The sequence below is a fragment of the Vagococcus xieshaowenii genome (assembly GCF_004792515.1).
In the GTDB taxonomy this organism is placed as follows: domain Bacteria; phylum Bacillota; class Bacilli; order Lactobacillales; family Vagococcaceae; genus Vagococcus_A; species Vagococcus_A xieshaowenii.
In genome coordinates this window covers 1,137,681-1,159,652 of sequence record NZ_CP038865.1, presented here as the reverse complement: position 1 = coordinate 1,159,652, position 21,972 = coordinate 1,137,681, and the positions used below count along the sequence as shown (strand labels likewise).

General features: G+C 37.4%; 22 protein-coding genes and 1 pseudogene. All 23 read left to right on the top strand.

The genetic code is table 11. The features are described 5' to 3' along the window. Positions 1 to 20: 20 nt before the first annotated feature. Positions 21 to 98, top strand: a pseudogene (locus tag E4Z98_RS10310) (SEC-C metal-binding domain-containing protein); the annotation flags it as partial. Between the two features lie 66 nt (positions 99 to 164). Further along, positions 165 to 1,269 (top strand): peptide chain release factor 2 gene (gene prfB, locus E4Z98_RS05610; RefSeq protein ID WP_135253472.1). Its coding sequence is split into 2 segments (ribosomal slippage): positions 165 to 236 and positions 238 to 1,269, totalling 1,104 coding nucleotides; the frame shifts between segments, so codons are not numbered across the junction. A 101-nt stretch (positions 1,270 to 1,370) separates the two neighbouring features. After that, positions 1,371 to 2,057: a cell division ATP-binding protein FtsE gene (gene ftsE, locus E4Z98_RS05605; RefSeq protein ID WP_135253473.1), complete on the top strand. Its 687-nt coding sequence runs from the start codon at positions 1,371 to 1,373 to the stop codon at positions 2,055 to 2,057. Continuing rightward, entirely contained in the window at positions 2,050 to 2,937 is an 888-nt protein-coding gene (ftsX, locus tag E4Z98_RS05600) for a permease-like cell division protein FtsX (protein WP_135253474.1), read from the top strand. The genes ftsE and ftsX overlap by 8 nt, the downstream gene beginning before the upstream one ends. A 395-nt stretch (positions 2,938 to 3,332) precedes the next feature. Continuing rightward, a complete protein-coding gene (locus E4Z98_RS05595) occupies positions 3,333 to 4,181 on the top strand; it encodes a phosphate ABC transporter substrate-binding protein PstS family protein (RefSeq protein ID WP_135253475.1) in 849 nt (282 codons plus the stop codon). Positions 4,182 to 4,207: 26 nt separating this feature from the next. Then, positions 4,208 to 5,128 (top strand): phosphate ABC transporter permease subunit PstC, encoded by a 921-nt coding sequence (gene pstC / locus E4Z98_RS05590; protein ID WP_135253476.1) that lies wholly within the window; start codon positions 4,208 to 4,210, stop codon positions 5,126 to 5,128. Then, positions 5,128 to 6,012: a phosphate ABC transporter permease PstA gene (gene pstA / locus E4Z98_RS05585; RefSeq protein WP_135253477.1), complete on the top strand. Its 885-nt coding sequence runs from the start codon at positions 5,128 to 5,130 to the stop codon at positions 6,010 to 6,012. The genes pstC and pstA overlap by 1 nt, the downstream gene beginning before the upstream one ends. 14 nt (positions 6,013 to 6,026) lie before the next feature. Continuing rightward, positions 6,027 to 6,830 carry a phosphate ABC transporter ATP-binding protein PstB gene (gene pstB, locus E4Z98_RS05580; RefSeq protein ID WP_135253478.1) on the top strand — a complete coding sequence of 268 codons (804 nt, stop codon included), beginning with the start codon at positions 6,027 to 6,029 and terminating at the stop codon, positions 6,828 to 6,830. Positions 6,831 to 6,842: 12 nt separating this feature from the next. Beyond that, entirely contained in the window at positions 6,843 to 7,589 is a 747-nt protein-coding gene (gene pstB / locus E4Z98_RS05575; protein WP_135253479.1) for a phosphate ABC transporter ATP-binding protein PstB, read from the top strand. A gap of 28 nt (positions 7,590 to 7,617) precedes the next feature. Beyond that, the gene (gene phoU / locus E4Z98_RS05570) at positions 7,618 to 8,289 is read left to right on the top strand and encodes a phosphate signaling complex protein PhoU (RefSeq protein ID WP_135253480.1); all 672 of its coding nucleotides are present in this window, start codon (positions 7,618 to 7,620) and stop codon (positions 8,287 to 8,289) included. A gap of 226 nt (positions 8,290 to 8,515) precedes the next feature. Beyond that, the gene (gene purE / locus E4Z98_RS05565) at positions 8,516 to 9,007 is read left to right on the top strand and encodes a 5-(carboxyamino)imidazole ribonucleotide mutase (protein WP_135253481.1); all 492 of its coding nucleotides are present in this window, start codon (positions 8,516 to 8,518) and stop codon (positions 9,005 to 9,007) included. Further along, positions 9,000 to 10,118 carry a 5-(carboxyamino)imidazole ribonucleotide synthase gene (purK, locus tag E4Z98_RS05560; RefSeq protein ID WP_135253482.1) on the top strand — a complete coding sequence of 373 codons (1,119 nt, stop codon included), beginning with the start codon at positions 9,000 to 9,002 and terminating at the stop codon, positions 10,116 to 10,118. The genes purE and purK overlap by 8 nt, the downstream gene beginning before the upstream one ends. 13 nt (positions 10,119 to 10,131) lie before the next feature. Then, the gene (gene purB, locus E4Z98_RS05555) at positions 10,132 to 11,430 is read left to right on the top strand and encodes an adenylosuccinate lyase (RefSeq protein WP_135253483.1); all 1,299 of its coding nucleotides are present in this window, start codon (positions 10,132 to 10,134) and stop codon (positions 11,428 to 11,430) included. Positions 11,431 to 11,448: 18 nt separating this feature from the next. Then, complete coding sequence (gene purC, locus E4Z98_RS05550) at positions 11,449 to 12,171, top strand: phosphoribosylaminoimidazolesuccinocarboxamide synthase (RefSeq protein ID WP_135253484.1); 723 nt, start codon at positions 11,449 to 11,451, stop codon at positions 12,169 to 12,171. Positions 12,172 to 12,173: 2 nt separating this feature from the next. Continuing rightward, positions 12,174 to 12,431, top strand: a complete 258-nt coding sequence (purS, locus tag E4Z98_RS05545; RefSeq protein WP_135253485.1) for a phosphoribosylformylglycinamidine synthase subunit PurS — start codon at positions 12,174 to 12,176, stop codon at positions 12,429 to 12,431. Then, positions 12,431 to 13,105: a phosphoribosylformylglycinamidine synthase subunit PurQ gene (gene purQ, locus E4Z98_RS05540; protein WP_135253486.1), complete on the top strand. Its 675-nt coding sequence runs from the start codon at positions 12,431 to 12,433 to the stop codon at positions 13,103 to 13,105. The genes purS and purQ overlap by 1 nt, the downstream gene beginning before the upstream one ends. Beyond that, positions 13,105 to 15,336 (top strand): phosphoribosylformylglycinamidine synthase subunit PurL, encoded by a 2,232-nt coding sequence (gene purL / locus E4Z98_RS05535; protein ID WP_135253487.1) that lies wholly within the window; start codon positions 13,105 to 13,107, stop codon positions 15,334 to 15,336. The genes purQ and purL overlap by 1 nt, the downstream gene beginning before the upstream one ends. Further along, positions 15,312 to 16,736 carry an amidophosphoribosyltransferase gene (purF, locus tag E4Z98_RS05530; RefSeq protein ID WP_135253488.1) on the top strand — a complete coding sequence of 475 codons (1,425 nt, stop codon included), beginning with the start codon at positions 15,312 to 15,314 and terminating at the stop codon, positions 16,734 to 16,736. The genes purL and purF overlap by 25 nt, the downstream gene beginning before the upstream one ends. Before the next feature lie 19 nt (positions 16,737 to 16,755). Further along, positions 16,756 to 17,802: a phosphoribosylformylglycinamidine cyclo-ligase gene (gene purM, locus E4Z98_RS05525; RefSeq protein ID WP_135253489.1), complete on the top strand. Its 1,047-nt coding sequence runs from the start codon at positions 16,756 to 16,758 to the stop codon at positions 17,800 to 17,802. After that, positions 17,799 to 18,380 carry a phosphoribosylglycinamide formyltransferase gene (gene purN / locus E4Z98_RS05520; RefSeq protein ID WP_135253490.1) on the top strand — a complete coding sequence of 194 codons (582 nt, stop codon included), beginning with the start codon at positions 17,799 to 17,801 and terminating at the stop codon, positions 18,378 to 18,380. Before purM ends, purN begins: the two co-directional genes overlap by 4 nt. Beyond that, entirely contained in the window at positions 18,377 to 19,918 is a 1,542-nt protein-coding gene (purH, locus tag E4Z98_RS05515) for a bifunctional phosphoribosylaminoimidazolecarboxamide formyltransferase/IMP cyclohydrolase (RefSeq protein WP_135253491.1), read from the top strand. Before purN ends, purH begins: the two co-directional genes overlap by 4 nt. 12 nt (positions 19,919 to 19,930) lie before the next feature. Continuing rightward, complete coding sequence (gene purD, locus E4Z98_RS05510; RefSeq protein ID WP_135253492.1) at positions 19,931 to 21,199, top strand: phosphoribosylamine--glycine ligase; 1,269 nt, start codon at positions 19,931 to 19,933, stop codon at positions 21,197 to 21,199. A gap of 141 nt (positions 21,200 to 21,340) precedes the next feature. After that, positions 21,341 to 21,964 carry a cyclodeaminase/cyclohydrolase family protein gene (locus E4Z98_RS05505; RefSeq protein WP_135253493.1) on the top strand — a complete coding sequence of 208 codons (624 nt, stop codon included), beginning with the start codon at positions 21,341 to 21,343 and terminating at the stop codon, positions 21,962 to 21,964. Positions 21,965 to 21,972: the final 8 nt, after the last annotated feature.

The following is a 21,972-nucleotide window of genomic DNA, read 5'->3' as shown; positions in this document are numbered from 1 at the left end:
AACGTCAGCCAGTTACATCTGAAAAAATTGGTCGTAACGATCTTTGTCCTTGTGGAAGTGGGAAAAAATATAAAAACTGTCATGGTTTGACAGACTAATTAATAACGTTAAATGCGGCGAAGAATATTCTTTGCCGTATTTATTATGTAAGGAGACGATTTGGAATGGAACTTTCAGATTTAAAAAATGAACTACAAGCAACTGGTAAAAAAATAGCCGATTTTAGGGGGTCTCTTTGACTTAGATCAACTTGAAGAAATGATTGCTGATTTTGATTATCAAATGGGGCAACCAACTTTCTGGGATGATAATCAGGCGGCTCAAAAAGTGATTAACGCGTCTAACGAATTAAAAGATAAGTATCAAAAATTTATGTCACTTTCAGAAGAACAAGATGAATTGATGATGATGTTAGAAATGATTCAAGAAGAGCCGGATGAAGAAATAAAAACAGAATTAATCGAAAGTCTAGCCACCTATAAACAAAAATTAGCCGCCTATGAATTAGCTCAATTACTAGATGGCCCATACGATAAGAATAATGCCATCTTAGAAATCCATCCTGGAGCAGGTGGAACAGAATCTCAAGATTGGGGCGAAATGCTTTTGCGTATGTATACACGATGGGCAACTCAGCACGACTATAAAGTGGAATACTTAGATTATCAAGCTGGAGATGAGGCGGGTATTAAGAGTGTGACCTTATTAATTAGCGGATTGAATGCCTATGGTTATTTAAAAGCTGAAATGGGTGTTCATCGTTTGGTCAGAATTTCTCCATTTGATTCTAATGCACGTCGTCATACTTCATTTTGTTCTATTGATGTCATGCCGGAACTAAATGATGAAATTGAAATTGATATTAACACGGATGATTTAAAGATAGATACGTATCGTGCTAGTGGCGCAGGTGGGCAACATATCAATAAAACGGAATCTGCCGTTCGTATTACCCATTTACCTACGGGTGTGGTGGTTGCAAGTCAAGCACAACGTTCACAGTTAAAAAACCGTGAGCAAGCAATGGGAATGTTAAAAGCTAAATTATATCAATTAGAATTAGAGAAAAAAGCACAAGAAGAAGCTGAAATAAGAGGGGAAACAAAAGAAATCGGATGGGGTTCTCAAATTCGTTCGTATGTTTTCCATCCGTATTCGATGATTAAAGATCACAGAACGGATTATGAAGTTGGTAATGTTCAACCCGTTATGGATGGAGATTTAGACGGCTTTATTGATGCGTATTTACGTTCTAGTCTTGCAAATTAGTGAAACTGAAATGTAATTGTAATCAAAATATTAAAGTATTACAATATGGTAATGCTATAATGAGTAAAGTCGTTTAGTTTTTATAGATAGGAGTATACTACATGATTGAGATGAAAGAAGTGACCAAAAAGTATTCAAACGGGACCACCGCTGTTCGTAACCTGTCAATTAAAATTGATCAAGGGGAGTTTGTTTATGTTGTAGGTCCAAGTGGGGCTGGTAAATCCACATTTATTAAGTTAATGTATCGTGAAGAAAAAGCAACCAAAGGACAATTAAATGTCGTTGGTTATGATTTAATGAAAATAAAAAATCGTAATGTGCCTTTATTGCGTCGTGAAATCGGCATTGTCTTCCAGGATTATAAACTATTACACCAAAAAACGGTTTACGAGAACGTAGCGTATGCAATGCAGGTTATTGGTAAGAAGCCTCGTGAAATTAAACGTCGTGTAATGGAAGTATTAGATTTAGTAGGATTAAGACATAAAGTACGTGTTTTCCCCAATGAGCTTTCTGGTGGAGAACAACAACGTGTGGCAATTGCTAGAGCCATTGTGAATACACCAAAATTGTTAATAGCAGATGAACCAACAGGTAACTTAGATCCTGAAAATTCATGGGAAATCATGAATTTACTTGAAAAGATTAATATCCAAGGAACAACTGTTGTCATGGCAACACACAATAGTAACATTGTAAACACGATTACTCATCGCGTTATTGCGATTGAAAATGGTCGAATTATCCGAGATCAATTGGAAGGAGAATACGGCTACGATGATTAGAAATTTTTTCCGTCATATTGGCGAAAGTTTTAAGAGTTTAAAACGTAACGGTTGGATGACACTAGCATCTGTAAGTGCAGTGACGGTTACTTTAGTATTAGTAGGAATCTTTTTATCCGTTATTTTGAATGTTTCCAAACTAGCGCAAGATATCGAAAAAGCAGTAGATGTCTCGGTCTTTGTTGAATTGGGAACAGAAGATAAAGGGTTGGATAAACTAGAAAAAGAATTACAGACACTTCCTGGTGTAACGAATGTTAAATTTTCAAGTTCAGAAGAACAATATGAAAAATTAGTTGAAACCATGGGTGACTCTTTTGAAATTTTTAAGGGTGATGAAAATCCTTTATATGATGTTTTTATTGTCAGTGCGAAAACACCTGAAGCAGTAAAGCAAGTACAAAAGAAGGCTGAAACATTAACCAATGTTTATAAAGCAGATTATGGTGGTTTATCGTCCGACAAAATTTTCTCGCTTTCTAAAAATGTTCGCTTCTGGGGCTTGATTGGTATGGCATTATTATTATTTGTCGCTATTTTCTTGATTTCAAATACTATTAGGATAACAATTATATCACGTAAACGTGAGATCCAAATTATGCGACTTGTAGGAGCAAAAAATGCTTATATTAGATGGCCTTTCTTCTTAGAAGGTGCTTGGATAGGGATATTAGGTTCTATTGTTCCTATCTTAACGGTATTATTTGGATATCGTAAGTCTTATCAAGTTATTATGAAGACCTTTATGGCAACAGGTAATTACTCTTTAATACACCCAGATGAATTGACGATGTGGTTAGCATCCCTTGTCTTAATTATCGGGGTAGTCATTGGGTCAATCGGATCAATTTTCTCTATGAGACGATTCTTAAAAATATAACAGTGAAAAGCTATGGAATAGATCATTTCTATTTCATAGCTTTTTTTGAAATGATATGGAAATTTCGAGAAAAAAGGATGATTCTATATAAAAAGAAACTATCTAGGCAATTGACGAATATTCGTAGGTTATTTTAGTCATAATAGAATTCAAAAAGGAACATTTTAGGTAATATTTCATTTATTATTTTTGTTTAGGTGACTCCATAAAAATGATCATTTGTTTTGAAAGAAAAAATAGTTGTATATATAGAAGAAAAAAAACTTTCTTTCAGAAAAAACTTACTTTTTTTAACCGAAAAAACTTGCTTTTTATGAAGGAAACATATATCTTGAAAGAAGGGAACTAACACAAAAAAATGATTAGTTCGTTAATTTTTGAAGGAGGATTTTTAGGTGAAAAAAATCTTGCAACTAGCTCTTGTTTTATCAGGATTATTATTCTTAGCAGGATGTAAAATTGATAAAGGAGAGTCGATCACTGTAGTAGGATCATCTGCTATGCAACCATTAGCGGAGGCGGCAGGGAATGAATTCAGCAGTAACAATCTTGGGAAATTTGTAAATGTTCAAGGAGGAGGAAGCGGCACAGGACTTAGTCAGGTACAATCAGGTGCGGTGGATATCGGGAATTCGGACTTATTTGCAGAAGAAAAATCGGGTATTGATGCGTCAGAATTGGTTAGTTTTAAAGTGGCTGTCGTGGGGATTGCACCGATTGTTAACAAAGAAATTGGGATTAAAGATATTTCTATGGATAACTTACGAGCAATTTTTACCGGTGAATTAACTAACTGGAAAGAATTAGGTGGTAAAGACTTGCCAATCGTGATTATCAACCGTGCAAGTGGTAGTGGAACACGTGCTACTTTTGAGCGTTGGGTCATGAATGGTGAAAAAACCAAGAAAGCTCAAGAACAAGATTCAACAGGAATGGTTCGCCAAATTGTCAGCACTACTCCTGGAGCAATTAGCTACTTAGCATTTTCTTACATTACAAAAGAAGTACAAGAATTATCAATTGATGGTATTCAACCTAAAGATGAAAATGTTACAACTAATCAATGGCCAATTTGGTCATACGAACATATGTATACAAAAGGACAACCAACAGGATTAACCAAAGAATACATCGATTTTGTATTATCTGATGAAATGCAAAATGGCATGATTCCAAAACTGGGCTATATTCCGGTTACTCAAATGGAAGTCGAACGAGACGCTAATGGCGAAATCATTCAGTAATTGAATTGTATAGGAGGACGAAAGTCTTGGAAGAGATTCAAAAGAGTCTATTAACTAAATCTAAAAAAGCAAAATTAGAACAAATCGGTAAAGCGATTAGTTTATTATGTATTGTATTTATTGTCGCAGTAGTAGCAGCTATTTTTTATTTTGTTATGAGTAAAGGATTAGCCACTTTCTTTAAAGATGGCGTTAATGTATTTGATTTCTTATTTGGTACAGATTGGGCACCAGGCACTGTAGGAGATGACGGAAAGCCATTAGTAGGGGCTTTGCCAATGCTGGTAGGTTCTTTCTTGGTGACGTTATTATCTGCGATTGTTGCTACACCATTTGCTATTGGGGCAGCGGTCTTTATGACAGAAATATCGCCTAACTTAGGTAAAAAAGTATTACAGCCAGTTATCGAATTACTTGTAGGGATTCCTTCAGTAGTATATGGTTTTATCGGTTTAACGGTTGTTGTGCCAGCGGTCCGTAATGTGTTTGGTGGCAGTGGTTTTGGTATTTTAGCAGGAACATTTGTGTTATTTGTTATGATTCTTCCAACTGTTACATCCATGACAGTGGATTCTTTAAATGCTGTGCCTCGTCATTATAGAGAAGCTTCTTTAGCCTTAGGTGCAACAAGATGGCAAACAACATACAAGGTGGTACTTAGAGCTGCAATTCCTGGTATTTTAACAGCAGTTGTATTTGGGATGGCAAGAGCTTTTGGTGAAGCATTAGCGATTCAAATGGTTATTGGTAATGCTGCAATTTTACCGGAAAACTTGACCACACCAGCCTCAACATTAACAAGTATTTTAACAATGGGAATCGGAAATACCATTATGGGGACATTAGAAAACAATGTTTTATGGTCTCTAGCATTATTACTATTATTGATGTCACTATTCTTTAATATCATCATTCGTATGATTGGTAAAAAAGGAGAATTTAAATAATGAATTCAAAAAAAGTAGATAAGATTGCAACAAGTGTACTATATGCAATTGCTGCAATTATTGTATTAATTTTAGCGAGCTTAATTGCTTATATTTTAGTTCGTGGTATACCACATATTAGCTGGGAGTTTTTGACACAGCCTGCTAAGACTTTTGAAGTCGGTGGTGGTATTGGTATTCAGTTGTTCAACTCATTTTATTTGTTAATTATTACGATGATAATTAGTGTGCCTATCTCACTAGGTGCAGGGATTTATTTATCAGAGTATGCGAAGAAAAATTGGTTAACAGATTTTATTCGTACGGCAATTGAGATCCTTAGTTCATTGCCTTCTGTCGTTGTTGGTTTGTTTGGTTTCTTAATTTTTGTTGTACAAGCAGGCTTTGGTTTCTCGATTATTTCGGGAGCGCTAGCTTTAACTTTCTTTAACTTACCATTACTAACACGTAATGTTGAAGAATCGTTAAAAGCTGTTCACTATACACAGCGTGAAGCAGGTTTAGCATTAGGATTGTCTCGTTGGGAAACAGTCTTAAAAGTTGTTGTACCAGAGGCTTTACCTGGTATTTTAACGGGTGTGATTTTAGGTGCAGGTCGTATTTTTGGTGAAGCGGCAGCATTAATCTATACAGCTGGTCAGAGTGCACCAGCGTTAGATTTTACAGATTGGAACCCACTAAATATTTCAAGTCCATTAAATATCTTCAGACAAGCTGAAACATTAGCTGTTCATATTTGGAAAGTTAACAGTGAAGGTACCATGCCGGATGGTCCACAAGTTTCAGCAGGTGCTTCAGCTGTGTTAATCTTAGCTGTCTTATTATTTAATATCTTAGCTCGCTTCTTAGGTAAGAAATTACATAAGAAAATGACTTCCGCATAACGAAGGAGTAAACAATGAAAGAGTATAATTTAGAAGATCGTCACATTATTACATTAGATAGTAAATCTGTTGATTTAAAAACCAACGACTTACATGTTTGGTATGGCCAAAACGAAGCAATAAAAGGTGTATCTCTGGAATTTGAAGAGAACAAAATCACTTCGTTAATTGGTCCTTCGGGTTGTGGTAAATCAACGTATTTACGTTCATTAAATCGTATGAACGATGAAATTAATAACACGAAAATTACTGGTGAAATTATTTATCAAGGAATTGATATTAATGCAAGTAACATTGATGTTTATGAAATGCGTAAACATATTGGTATGGTATTTCAACGTCCAAATCCATTCAGTAAGTCTATCTATGAAAATATCACATTTGCATTGAAACAACATGGTATTACAGATAAAAATTATTTAGACGAAGTAGTAGAAACAAGTCTTAAACAAGCGGCATTATGGGATCAAGTAAAAGATAATCTAGGTAAAAGTGCGTTAGCTCTTTCAGGCGGACAACAACAACGTCTATGTATTGCACGTGCTATTGCCATGAAACCAGATATCTTATTATTAGATGAACCAGCTAGTGCGTTAGACCCAATTTCAACAGGTAAATTAGAAGAAACATTATTAAACTTGAAAAAAGATTTTTCAATTATTATTGTGACACATAATATGCAACAAGCATCACGTATTAGTGATTACACAGCATTTTTCTACATGGGGCATGCTATTGAGTATGATACAACCAATAAAATTTTCACTCGTCCTAAAATACAAGCTACTGAAGACTATGTATCAGGACACTTCGGCTAGGGGGAAGAGAATTTGTTAAAATCTAAAGATTTACATTTATTTTATGGCGAGAAAGAAGCGTTAAAAGGGATTGATATTGACTTTAAACAAGGTGAAATTACCGCATTAATCGGTCCATCAGGCTGTGGTAAATCAACTTTTTTAAGAAGTATTAACCGTATGAATGATATGATTCCTGGCGTTACTATTACAGGAAATATTATGTATAAAGATCAAAATATTTATAGCCCACAAACAGACTTAGTAGAGTTACGAAAAAAAATTGGCATGGTTTTCCAACAACCGAATCCTTTCCCGTTTTCAGTCTACGAAAATGTTATTTATGGTTTAAAACTTGAAGGAAAAAAATCAAAACAAGAATTGGATGAAATCGTTGAGAAAAGCTTAAAAGCAGCATCTGTGTGGGATGATGTTAAAGATAAGCTTGATAAAAGTGCATTAGCTTTATCAGGCGGACAACAACAACGTGTGTGTATTGCACGTGTACTAGCAGTTGAGCCAGAGATCATCTTACTAGATGAACCAACTAGTGCGTTGGACCCTGTTTCAAGTGGGAAAATTGAAAATATGTTATATGAGTTAAAAGACAAATATACAATGATTATGGTAACCCATAACATGCAACAAGCGTCTCGAATTTCTGATAAAACTGCTTTCTTTTTAGATGGCAATTTGATAGAATTTGATAAAACGTCAAATATTTTCTTGAATCCTAAGAAACAAGAAACTGAAGATTATATTTCAGGGAAATTTGGCTAAAAAAATAAACAAAGAGAGGTTACTTCTTATGTTAAGAGCTCAATTTGAAAAAGATTTACGTCAATTACACGAAGAATTCCATACAATGGGTGAAGCGGTAAGTTTATCTGTTTATAAAGCGGTTCGTGCTTTTATTAAACAAGATAATGAAATTGCCCAAAGCGTTATTCAAGGCGATTCAAAGATTAATGAATTTGAATCAGATTTAGAGAAAAAAGGGTTAGAAATGATTGCGTTACAACAACCAGTAACGTCTGATTTACGTTTGATTATTACAGTAATGAAAGCTGTGAATGACTTAGAACGAATTGGTGACCATGCCGTGTCAATTTCTAAGGCGGCTATTCGTGTGAACAATACAAAACCTATTTTTGAAATCCAAGAAAAAATTTCAGATATGGCAGATGATGTTCTTAAGTTATTAGATGACGCCTTACATGCTTACACAGAAGGTAATTCTGAAGAAGCTGTTCTGATTGCTGATCGTGACGAAAAAATAAACGATTACTTCAAAGAGATATACGAAATGTGTATTAGAGTGATGAAAGAAGATTCTGATCTTGTTGAGATTGGGACGGACTATTTAAGAGTCGCTCGCTTTTTAGAACGTATTGGAGATTATGTAACCAATATTTGTGAATGGATCATTTACTTAAAAACAGGTAAAATTGTTGAGTTACATTCTTCAAATGATGAATAAAAAAATAGCCTTAGGGCTATTTTTTTTTGCCTAAAAATACATATTGTTTCAAAAAGTTTGATTGATATAGATTATATTGACAATGAAAGAGTAATTTCGATTGTTTGTATAGTTTCGTTAAATAAAAGACGAACATTTTGGAAAAAATAAGTTAAAAATATACGTTTTTTATTGACTTAGAGAAGTGTTGTTGTTAAGATAATCACAAATAGAGAGGAGGGTTTCTATGGAACCTTTAGTTGGTGTTATCATGGGGAGTCAATCGGACTGGGAAACCATGAAAATAGCGTGTGCCTGTTTAGAAGAGTTAAGCGTTCCTTTTGAAAAGCTTGTTGTATCAGCTCATAGGACACCAGATTATATGTTTGAATATGCAGATAATGCTATGGGAAGAGGTCTAAAAATAATCATTGCAGGAGCAGGTGGAGCAGCCCATTTACCAGGGATGGTAGCCTCTAAAACAATTCTTCCTGTTATTGGGGTCCCAGTTAAAAGCCGAACATTGAATGGTGTAGATTCATTATTGTCTATTGTGCAGATGCCTGGTGGTGTTTCAGTTGCTACAATGGCTATTGGAGAGGCAGGAGCAATGAATGCAGGTTTATTAGCCGCCCAAATGCTTGCAATTAGTGACCCTCAGTTAGCGGAACGTCTGATTGAAAGACGTCAGCGATTAACTGAAAAAGTGTTAGAAAGTAGTAGGTTATCAGATGAATAGTCAAACAGTACTACCTGGTTCAACTATTGGTATTATCGGTGGTGGACAACTTGGGCAAATGTTAGCAATGAGTGCCAAAGAAATGGGCTATCGTGTAAATGTGTTAGATCCTAATAAGTATTGCCCCGCAGCTAGCGTGGCTAATCATTTTATCCAGTGTGCGTATGATGATGTGAGTGGCTTAACAGAACTTGCTAAGAAATCAAATCTCCTAACTTATGAGTTTGAGAATGTTTCAGCAAGCGCATTAAAAGATATTCCCATATCTTATTCTTTACCTCAAGGCACAGATTTACTAGAAATCACGCAAGATAGGGTGAAAGAAAAACAATTTTTGGCGCAATTAAAATTACCAATTGCTAGTTTCAGTGTGATTGATACGTTGGAAGATTTGCTAGATGCAATTGAAGTGATTGGTTATCCCTGTGTATTGAAAACAACAAGAGGTGGCTATGACGGAAAAGGACAAGTGGTGATTAAGTCGTTTGCTGATGTTGAAATGGCAAAAGGGCTCTTAATTCAAAAATGTGTGTTAGAGGAATGGTTAACGTTTGATAAAGAACTCTCCGTTATTGTAGCTGGGAATCCTCAAGGGGAATATGTCACATTTCCTTGCGCAGAGAATCTTCACCATCAAAATATTTTACATCAAACCATTGTCCCAGCAAGAGTGTGTCAATCTGTGAGCTCACAAGCGTCTAATTTAGCATTGGAAGTGGCAAAAAAATTACATTTAACGGGTGTATTAGCGATTGAAATGTTTGTTGTTGGTCAAAAAGTCTATATCAACGAATTAGCACCAAGACCTCATAATTCAGGGCACTATTCAATTGAAGCCTGTGATGTTAGCCAATTTGATTTACATATTAAAGGCATCTGTGGCTTACCACTTGCTTCACCTAATTTATTAAGCTCGGTCGTGATGGTGAATGTCCTAGGCCAACATCTTGAAGATTCACTTGAACTAATGCTTCACCATCCTACGTGGCATTTTCATTATTACGGTAAAGAGCAACCTCAATTTGGTCGTAAAATGGGGCATATTACGATACTTAGTGAGGATATTACTTACGTACTCACGGCATTAAAAAAAACTACTATTTGGAATTAAAAGGAGAAAATAAATGATCCCTCGTTATACAAGACCGGAGATGTCTGCATTATGGTCAGAAACGAATCGTTATCAAACATGGCTGGAAGTCGAAATATTAGCAACTGAAGCATGGGCGGAATTAGGTGTGATTCCTAAAGAAGACGTTCGAAAAATTCGTGAAGACGCAACATTTGATAGTTCACGCATTCTAGAAATCGAAAAAGAAACGCGTCATGATGTGGTTGCATTTACTCGTTGTGTGTCTGAATCTTTAGGAGAAGAACGTAAATGGGTACATTATGGTTTAACGAGTACAGATGTCGTGGACACGGCGTATGGTTATCAACTCAAACAGGTAAATGAATTATTAAGACAAGGGTTAGAAGATTTTATTGAAATAGTCGGGAAAAAAGCCTTGGAACATAAAGAGACAGTCATGATGGGACGTACACATGGCGTCCATGCTGAACCAACAACATTTGGCTTGAAACTTGCTACTTGGTACGCTGAAATGACGCGTAACTTGACACGTTTTAATCTAGCAGCTGAAGGTGTTGAAGCGGGTAAAATGTCAGGTGCTGTCGGAACGTTTGCGAATATCCCTCCTTTTGTAGAGGGGTATGTGTGTGACAAATTAGGCATTAGGGCGCAAGATATTTCAACGCAAGTACTGCCAAGGGACCTACATGCTGAATACATGAGTTGTTTAGCATTAATTGCGACAAGCATTGAACGATTTGCTACAGAAATAAGAGGTTTACAAAAGTCAGAGCAACGAGAAGTCGAGGAGTATTTTGCCAAAGGTCAAAAGGGCTCATCTGCTATGCCTCATAAACGTAACCCGATTGGTTCTGAAAATATGTGTGGGTTAGCACGTGTTATCCGAGGGCATATGGTAACAGCTTATGAAAATGTTATTTTATGGCATGAACGTGATATTTCACATTCTTCAGCGGAGCGAATTATTTTGCCAGATAGCACGATTTTACTTGATTACATGCTAGCGCGTTTTGGCAAAATTGTGAAGGAATTGACCGTTTTCCCTGAGAATATGAAGCGTAATATGCATGCGACGCATCAGTTGATTTATAGTCAACAAGTGATGTTACAGCTCGTGACTAAAGGGATGACACGTGAGCAAGCCTATGATTTAGTACAACCACTGACCTCAAAAGCTTGGGATGAGCAAGTTGATTTTAGACAGTTGATCGAAGGAAATGAAACCATTTCGACCGTTTTAACGGCGGATGATATTGCCAGTGCCTTTGATTATCACCACCATTTGAAACAAGTAGACGTTATTTTTGAACGTGTAGGATTGATAGATTAATAAAAGGGGAGCATAACGATGAAACGAAACGGCTTAATTTATGCTGGTAAAGCGAAAAAATTATTTTTAACTGATGATGAGCAAGTATTATGGGTAGAATACCTTGATCAAGCGACGGCGTTAAATGGCTTAAAAAAAGACAAGGTGATTGGTAAAGGACAATTAAACAATAAAATCACTAGTCGTATTTTTGACTATTTAACAGAACAGGGTATTGATCACCATTTTATTCAACAAAAATCACCAACAGAACAAATCATTCAACGTTTACAAATTATTCCGTTAGAAGTGGTTGTTCGAAATGTAGTAGCAGGAAGTTTTGCAAAACGTTTTGGTTTAGAGGAAGGGCAAGAGTTAGAGCAACCAATTGTTGAGTTCTATTTTAAAAATGATGCTTTGGATGATCCGTTCATTAATGATGAACATGTCTTGTTTTTAGAAATTGCAAGCAAAGAAGAAATAGCTGAGTTAAAACAGTTAGCGCTTGAAATTAATCATGTTTTACGACAATTATTTGATCAATTATCGATTCTGTTAGTCGATTTTAAATTAGAGTTTGGTCGTAATAGCCAAGGAAAAATTACCTTAGGAGATGAAATCTCTCCTGATACGTGTCGTTTATGGGATAAAGAAACCAGTCGTCATTTAGATAAAGATGTGTATCGTCGCAATATTGGCGAGATTGTGTCGGTTTATGAGGAAGTATTAGATCGTTTAGAACAATTAAAAGGGGGAAAATAATCATGTATTTTGTCAAAGTATTTGTCACATATAAACCATCAGTTTTAGATCCGCAAGGGGAAGCAGTAAAAGGTGCGATTCATCAGTTGGGGTATGAAAGTATTCAAGATGTTCGTATCGGAAAATATTTTGAATTGAAAGTTCAGTCATCACAAGAACCTGTGGAGACAGTCGTTGAGGCATTATGTGATCAATTATTAGCTAACGTGAATATGGAAACCTACCGTTATGAAATAATTGAGATGGAGGAAGAAGCTTAATGAAATTTGCGGTTGTTGTTTTTCCAGGATCGAATTGTGACAAAGATTTATTGTGGGCGGTTAAAGACTTGATGGGTGCGGAAGCATCTTTTGTTTCACATACGACAACTGATTTAAGTGCGTTTGATGGGGTGTTACTTCCGGGTGGCTTTTCATATGGGGATTACTTAAGATGTGGTGCGATTGCACGCTTTTCAAATGTGATGAAAGAAGTCACGCGTTTTGCTGAAGAAGGTAAGCCGGTTTTTGGGACATGCAATGGGTTTCAAATTTTAACAGAAGCAGGTTTATTACCGGGGACCTTATTACGTAATGAATCGTTGAATTTTATCTGTAAAAAAGTTGCGTTAAAAGTAGTGAATGCCAATACGAACTTCACATCGGAATACTCGCAAGATGAAATCATTCATTTGCCAATTGCTCATGGTGAAGGTAACTACTATTGCGATGAAGAAACCTTAGCACAATTAAAAGCCAATCAACAAATTGTGTTTGAGTATAAAGAAAATATTAACGGTAGTGTGGCAAACATTGCAGGCATTACAAATGAAAAAGGGAATGTTTTAGGCATGATGCCTCATCCAGAGCGCGCGATGGAAAGCTTGCTTGGCTCTGAAGATGGCCGTTTATTCTTTGCTTCAATGATTAAGAACTTTGGAAAGGTGACGAACTAATGACGATGATGACAGAACCAACTCCACAAGAAATTAAAGAGAAACGTTTATATGCTGACTGGGGGATGTCAGATGAAGAGTATCAATCAATTGCGAATGATATTTTAGGTAGATTACCCAACTATACCGAAACGGGGCTTTTTTCGGTGATGTGGAGTGAACATTGTTCTTACAAAAATTCAAAGCCAGTTTTAAGAAAATTCCCAACTGACGGTGAACACGTGTTACAAGGACCTGGTGAAGGGGCAGGGATTGTTGATATCGGAGATAATTTGGCGGTGGTATTTAAAGCCGAGAGTCATAATCACCCTTCAGCTGTTGAGCCTTATGAAGGAGCAGCAACCGGTGTGGGTGGGATTATCCGCGATATCTTCAGTATGGGGGCACGGCCAATTGCGATGCTTGATTCTTTAAGATTTGGCGAATTGAACAACGCACGTACTAAGTACCTGTTAGAAGAAGTAGTAGCAGGAATTGGTGGTTATGGTAACTGTATTGGTATTCCAACAGTCGGTGGCGAGATGGCTTTTGATCCATGTTATGAAGGGAACCCATTAGTGAATGCCATGTGTGTTGGGTTAATCGAACACAAAGACATTCAAAAAGGCCAAGCCAAAGGTGTAGGCAATACTATTATGTATGTAGGTGCAAAAACAGGACGTGATGGTATTCATGGTGCAACGTTTGCTTCAGAAGAATTTACGGATGAAAAAGAGCAACAACGTTCAGCAGTTCAAGTAGGCGATCCTTTTATGGAGAAATTATTAATGGAGGCGTGTCTAGAGTTAATCTTAGATTACTCGGATAGTCTGATTGGTATTCAAGATATGGGTGCGGCTGGCTTGGTTTCTTCAAGTTCTGAAATGGCTTCAAAAGCAGGATCAGGCTTGAAATTATATTTGGATGATGTTCCTCAACGTGAAACAGAAATGACGCCTTATGAAATGATGTTATCAGAATCACAAGAACGTATGCTGTTGTGTGTCAAACAAGGGCATGAACAAGTGATTATTGATTTATTTAAAACGTATCAATTAGACGCGGTAGCGATTGGTGAAGTGACAGATGACGGACGTTATCAGTTGTACCATCATGATCAATTGGTGGCCGATGTCCCTGTAGATGCTTTAGCGGATGAAGCGCCTGTTTATTATAAAGAAATGAAGGAACCTGCTCGTATTCAAGCGTTTAAAGAGCTACCAATGTTCCAACCGACGTGTGATAATCCAACAGAAGTTTTGAAACAATTGTTACAACAACCAACGATTGCGTCTAAAAAATCAATCGTTGAACGTTATGATTCGCAAGTATTAACGAATACGGTTATTGGTCCGGGTAGTGATGCCGCTGTTTTACGTGTGAGAGGGACAAACAAAGCGTTAGCGATGACAACTGATTGTAATGCGCGCTATTTATACTTGAATCCTGAAATTGGTGGACAATTAGCGGTGGCCGAGGCGGCACGTAATATTGTAGCTAGTGGTGGATGTCCGCTTGCTATTACAGATTGTTTAAACTATGGTTCTCCAGATAAACCGGAATGCTTCTGGGAATTATCTACTTCAGCAGATGGTATTGCAGCTGCTTGTCGTCAATTAAACACACCCGTAATTTCTGGTAATGTTTCATTATATAACGAAACAAATGAGGAAGGTATTTATCCAACGCCAACAATTGGGATGGTAGGTTTGGTAGAAGACTTGTCACATATTACCTCACAAGATTTTAAATCAGCTGGTGACGTGATTTATATTATTGGTGAAACACGGGCAGATTTTAATGGTAGTGAAATCCAAAAAATGCAATTAGGCCGTATTGAAGGGGCACTAAGTGCTTATGATTTAGAGCAAGAAGCTAAGCATCAAGCGTTGGTCTTAGAAGCTATCCAAAAAGGGTTAGTGTCAAGTGCTCATGATTGCTCAGAAGGTGGTCTAGCTGTCACGATTGCAGAGAGTGCTTTTGGTAATCTTTTAGGTTGCGATATTACACTTGATTTTGCCAGTGAGCTATTATTTTCAGAGTCACCTTCACGTTTTGTAATAAGCGTGAAGCACACTAATTGTGATGCGTTCGAAATGTTAATGGGTCAAACTGCTCAGTGTGTTGGAGTGGTGACAGCAGGTGGGTTACTTTCAATTCAAACACAAGATGCGATGATTCAATTAGCGACGAAAGAGGCTAAGAAATTATGGGAGGAAGCTATTCCATGTCTTATGAAATCAAAGGACTAAAAGAAGAATGTGGTGTTTTTGGTGTTTGGGGACACGAAGATGCGTCGCGTCTCACTTATTTTGGTTTACATAGTTTACAACATCGAGGCCAAGAGGGAGCGGGTATTGTATCAAACAATCAAGGAACACTCCACTTATATCGTAATCATGGCTTGTTATCGCAAGTTTTTAAAGAAGAAAGCACCTTGAATGAATTACCAGGAAAAGCGGCTATTGGTCATGTTCGCTATGCTACGGCGGGCAATCATTCGTTAAATAATATTCAACCCTTCTTATTTGAATTATCAAATGCTCAAATTGCACTGGCTCACAACGGGAACTTAACGAATGCAACGACGTTAAGAAAACAGCTAGAAGCGCAAGGAACTATCCTTCATTCCAATTCAGATTCTGAAATTTTGATGCATTTAATTCAAAAAAGTGAACAACCTGATTTTGTATCAAAAATAAAAGGGGCGTTGAATACGGTAAAAGGAGCCTTTGCTTATTTAATCATGACAAACGAGTGCTTGTATGCGGCCCTTGATCAGAATGGCTTTAGACCGTTAGCGATTGGCCGCATGTCAAATGGTGCCTATGTGGTGGCGTCAGAAACGTGTGCATTAGAAGTTAGTGGTGCGACATTTGTATGTGATGTGAAACCCGGACAGTTGGTGAAAATTGATGATCAAGGGTTGACGATTGATCAATTTACTGAAGAGACGCAGTATGCGATTTGTTCAATGGAGTTTATATATTTTGCCCGTCCGGATTCTAATATTGCAGGTATTAACGTCCATTCTGCTCGTAAGAAAATGGGGAAACGTCTGGCTCAAGAAGTAACACCCATAGAGGCTGATATGGTCATTGGGGTACCTAATTCTTCTTTATCTGCTGCGAGTGGTTATGCAGAAGCTTCAGGTATTCCCTACGAGATGGGGTTAGTAAAGAATCAATATATTGCACGTACGTTTATTCAGCCAACCCAAGAATTACGTGAACAGGGGGTACGTATGAAGCTATCTGCCGTCCGCGGAGTGGTAGAAGGGAAACGTGTTATTTTGGTAGATGATTCTATTGTGCGTGGAACCACAAGTAAACGCATTGTTCAGCTACTAAAAGAAGCGGGAGCTAAAGAAGTTCATTTACGAATTACTTCACCACCATTAAAATACCCATGTTTTTATGGGATAGACATTCAAGATTCAAAAGAATTGATTGCTGCTAATCATTCGATAGAAGAAATTCGCGAGATCGTGGAAGCCGATAGCTTAGCGTTTTTAAGCGAGACAGGTTTAATTGAATCTATTGGTTTAACATTTGATGCGCCGTACGGTGGCTTGTGTATGGCGTATTTCAATGGTGATTATCCAACGAATTTATATGATTATCAATCTGTATTAGATGAGAAACAAAAATAAAGGGTTCTGGGAGGAAAACATGACGAATGCTTATGGAAAAGCTGGTGTGGATGTCCATGCGGGTTATGAAGTCGTAGAGAGAATAAAAAAACATGTTAGTAAAACACAACGCTTAGGCATGATGGGTGCGATTGGTGGTTTTGGTGGCTTATTTGATTTAAGCCAATTAGAATACACAGAGCCTGTTTTAGTTGCTGGAACGGACGGTGTTGGGACAAAGTTGTTGGTAGCCATTGAAGCTGATAAACATGACACTATAGGTGTCGATTGTGTGGCCATGTGTGTGAACGATATTGTGGCTCAAGGAGCAGAACCGTTATTTTTCTTAGATTATATTGCAACAGGTAAAAATCAGCCTGCACAAATTGAACAGGTTGTGGCTGGTATTGCACGAGGTTGTCAACAAGCTGGTGCGGGTTTAATTGGCGGTGAAACAGCAGAGATGCCTGGTTTGTATGAAGTAGGAGAATATGATGTAGCAGGTTTTACTGTCGGGGTAGTCGAAAAATCTCAGCTAATTACAGGTGAAACGATTAAAGCTGGTGACGTCCTTATCGGCATTGCTTCATCAGGAATTCATTCGAATGGTTACTCGTTAGTTAGAGATATTTTTTTCCAACGTCATGAATTAGCGGTGGATGAAGTAATGGCCGAATTAGGCGGACAACGGTTAGTCGATGTGCTACTAGAACCGACAAAGATTTATGTTAATAGTCTATTGCCTGTTGCAAAAACAGGGAAAGTGAAAGGGATGGCACACATTACAGGTGGCGGTTTTGTTGAAAATATTCCACGTATGTTACCTGAGGGTTTAGCGGCAAATATTAAGCGTGGTTCGTGGCCAATACTGCCTATTTTTGAAGTGTTAGAAAAATATGGTGATATTTTACCTGATGAAATGTATGAAATATTCAATATGGGCATTGGCATGGTCATGGCGGTGAGCTTAGAGGATGTCGTATCCGTACAAAAACAATTGGCGACACTTGGTGAGCCAAGTTATGTAATAGGGGAAGTAGTGAAGCAAACAAGTCAACCTATTGAATGGATGGAAGATGCGTTATGAAAAAAATTGCCATTTTAGCTTCAGGAAATGGTAGTAACTTTGAAGCCATTATGAAAAAAATTCAGAGCAATGACCTTCAAGCTGAGGTAGTTATCGTTTTCAGTGATCAATCGGATGCCTATGTTTTAGAGCGTGCTAAGCAATATGATATTCCGTTTGCCAGTTTTTCGCCCAAAGATTTTGATTCAAAAGTCGCATACGAAGCAGAACTTTTGGCGCTTTTAAGAGCGTATGAGGTCGAATTTGTTGTTTTAGCTGGTTACTTGCGTATTTTAGGTCCAGAAGTTATTCATAATTTTTCTCATTGTATAGTGAATATTCATCCTTCATTATTACCGGATTATCCTGGTCTAAGAAGCATTGAACGTGCCTACCTTGATGGACAGGCCGTAACCGGTGTAACCATTCATTATGTAGATGAAGGGTTAGATACCGGGCCTATGATTCGACAAGCGAGCCTTGCAATTGACCCTGATGACAGTTTAGAGCGTTTGGAAGAACGTGTGCATCAATTAGAACATCAACTATATCCAGAAGTATTACAACAATTACTTAACAAGGAGCTAAATGAATCATGAAAAAACGTGCATTGATTAGTGTGTCAGATAAAACAGGCATTGTCGCTTTTGCTAAAGCGTTAGTAACATTAGGATTTGACATTATTTCTACCGGTGGGACTAAATTGTTATTAGATGAAGCAGGTATTAGCACAATAGCGATTGATGACATCACAGGATTTCCAGAGATGTTAGACGGTCGTGTTAAAACATTACATCCTAATATTCACGGTGGGTTACTTGCTAGACGTGATTTGGTTACACATCTAGAGAAAGTGAAGGAACATCAAATCGAATTGATTGATTTAGTGTATGTTAATTTATATCCATTTAAAGAAACATTAGCTAATCCAGAGGCTACTCATGAAATGATTATTGAAAACATTGATATCGGCGGTCCAAGTATGTTGCGTTCAGCAGCAAAAAATTATGCTGCTGTTACAACGTTAGTATCACCTAATGATTTTGAGCGTGTATTGAATGAACTGAAAGATAATGGAGAAACCACACTTGAAACAAGGGAATATTTAGCAGCTAAAGTATTTGGTCACACGGCTTACTACGATGCAATGATTGCTCATTATATGAATCAAAAAGTGGGGATTGCTACACCAGAGTTGTTAGTCAATGGTTATGAATTACAACAAACATTGCGTTATGGTGAAAATAATCATCAAGCAGCAAGTTTTTATCGTCAACCTTTTACAACAAGTGGTTCGTTAGTTAATGCTACACAGCTTAATGGCAAAGAACTCTCTTACAATAATCTTCGAGATGCTGATGCGGCTGTGAGGATTATTCAAGATTTCGATCAACCAACTGTAGCTGTTCTAAAACATATGAACCCATGTGGGATTGGAACAGGCCAAACAATTGAAGCAGCTTTTGTGTCAGCATATGAAGCAGATCCGGTATCAATCTTTGGTGGTATTGTTGTATTAAACCGTGAAGTAGATTTAGCTACTGCTGAACATTTACATAAGATTTTCTTAGAAATCATTATTGCGCCAAGTTATAGTTCAGAGGCACTTGATCTTTTACGTAAAAAGAAAAATTTACGTGTCTTATCGCTTGATTTAACACGTCTTAAAACTAATCACGAACCAATGGAAGTGACTTCTGTTTTAGGTGGTGTGTTGGTGCAAGAATTAGATAGTATAACTGGTGATGATGAGGTTTGGGAAGTTGTGACAAAGAGACAACCAACTGAAGAAGAAGTTGCAGCTTTAGCCTTTGCTTGGAAAGCTGTGAAGCATGTGAAATCTAATGCGATTGTGATTTCTAATGATACGCGAACACTAGGGGTTGGAGCGGGTCAAATGAACCGTATTGGCTCACTTAAGATTGCGATGGAACAAGCCTCAGATAATTTAGATGGAGTAGTTGTTGGAAGTGATGCTTTCTTCCCAATGAGTGATAGCATTGAGTATTTAGCTAGTCACGGCATTAAAGCAGTGATTCAGCCTGGCGGTAGCATTAAAGATAACGAAGTGATTGTCGCAGCCGATGAGCATGATATTGCTATGATTTTTACTGGTACAAGGCATTTTAAACATTAAGGAGAATATCTAATGAAGTTATTAGTCATTGGTAGTGGCGGACGCGAACATGCGATTGCTAAAAAATTATTAGAAAGTTCAAGTGTTCAAACTGTTTATTGTGCACCAGGTAACCCTGGGATGCGTCAAGATGGGATTGAATGCCTTGATATTAATGAAAATAATCATAAAGGATTGATTCAGTTTGCTAAAGAACAAAACATTCATTGGACATTAGTAGGACCGGAACAGCCATTAATTAATGGTATCGTAGATGAGTTTGAATCAGCAGGATTGAAAATATTTGGTCCTAATCGTTTAGCTAGTCAAATCGAGGGCTCAAAGGCTTTTGCAAAAAAAATAATGACAACGTATGGCATCCCAACTGCTGATTATCAGGTTTTTCATGAGGTGGAAGCGGCTAGAGCATGCGTTAGTCAATCATCATTTCCCGTGGTCATTAAAGCCGATGGATTGGCAGCAGGCAAAGGTGTCGTTATTGCCACAACGCTTGAAGAAGCCTATCAAGCCCTAGAAGAATTACTAGTTCAACACAAGTTTGGAGAAAGCAGTCAAGAAGTGGTTATTGAAGAGTTTTTAGAAGGAGAAGAATTTTCACTGCTATCGTTTGTGAAAAATGAAACCTTTTATCCGATGGTCATAGCACAAGACCACAAACGTGCCTATGATCATGATTTAGGGCCTAATACTGGAGGTATGGGAGCGTATTCTCCTGTTCCGCAAATTCCTCAATCAGTTATTAATCAAGCGGTCATGGAAATAGTGAAACCGACTGTTTTAGGTATGATTGAAAATGGAACGCCGTTTACGGGTATTTTATATACGGGGTTAATTAATACAATAGAAGGGCCTAAAGTTATTGAGTTTAATGCGCGATTTGGAGATCCAGAAACACAAGTGATTTTATCTCGTTTAACAAGTGATTTTGCTAAAATAATCGATAATATATTCAATGATAAAATTCCTGATATTACGTGGTCTGACGATACATGTGTAGGTGTTATATTAGCAGCAAAAGGCTACCCTGAAGCATATAGTACCGGGGTACTTTTACCAGAATTTCCAGATAAAGTGACGACGTTTTATGCTGGTGTGTCTGAACGTGAGAATCAGCTAGTCTCAAATGGTGGACGCGTAATGTTGCTTAATGCTAAAGCGCCTACCTTAGCGCAAGCATTAGAGGAAGTGTATCAGTTTTTGGATCATTATCAAGGGGACGAGCTGTTTTATCGTCATGATATAGCGCATCGTGCAGTGAAATATCTTGAAAGTCATTCATAATATGGGTGACTCCTACTTTTAACTCGAGCTGAAACACGTTATAATAACTAAAGTTAAATCAAACTATCCTCTGGAAAGAGAGCTCGTTAAGAGTGGTTAAGAGTTTTCGGATGTTTGGTATTGTTGAGTGGGGGGACAGACATGATAAATCACAGCATGAATTATTTTATTGAAGCACTAGGATCAAAGCAATCTACACCTGGTGGCGGGTCGGCAGCGGCTATAACAGGCGCCATTGGAATTTCATTAACACAAATGGTAGTCTCTTTAACTACTGGGAAACCACGTTATGAAGCGTATCAACCGTTGTTAGATAGTGTACAGGAGCAGGCAAGTGAATTGACACAACGTTTTGTAGACGGAATGCAAGCTGATATTGACGCTTTTAATGGCGTTATGGAAGCTTACCGAATAAAAGCTACAACGGATGAAGAACAAGTAATTAAACAAGCAAGGATAGAACAAGCCAGTAAACAAGCGACAGTAGCGCCGTTTGAAATGATGGAGGCTTCTATTTTAGCTTTACGTTTATCCAAACAATTGGTCGGTAAGTCTAATCCTAATGTGTTAAGTGATTTAGGTGTTGCCGCGTTAAATTTGAAGGCGACGTTACAAAGTTCTTGGCTAAATGTGTTAATTAACTTGAAAACTATTCAAGATGAAGTGTTCGTTGCTCGCTATAAAGAGCAAGGGGAACAACTGCTTGCGGAAGGTAAACAGTTAGCAGATGAATTATATAACTTAGTTGTAATAGAATTATCTTAAAGCTGAAA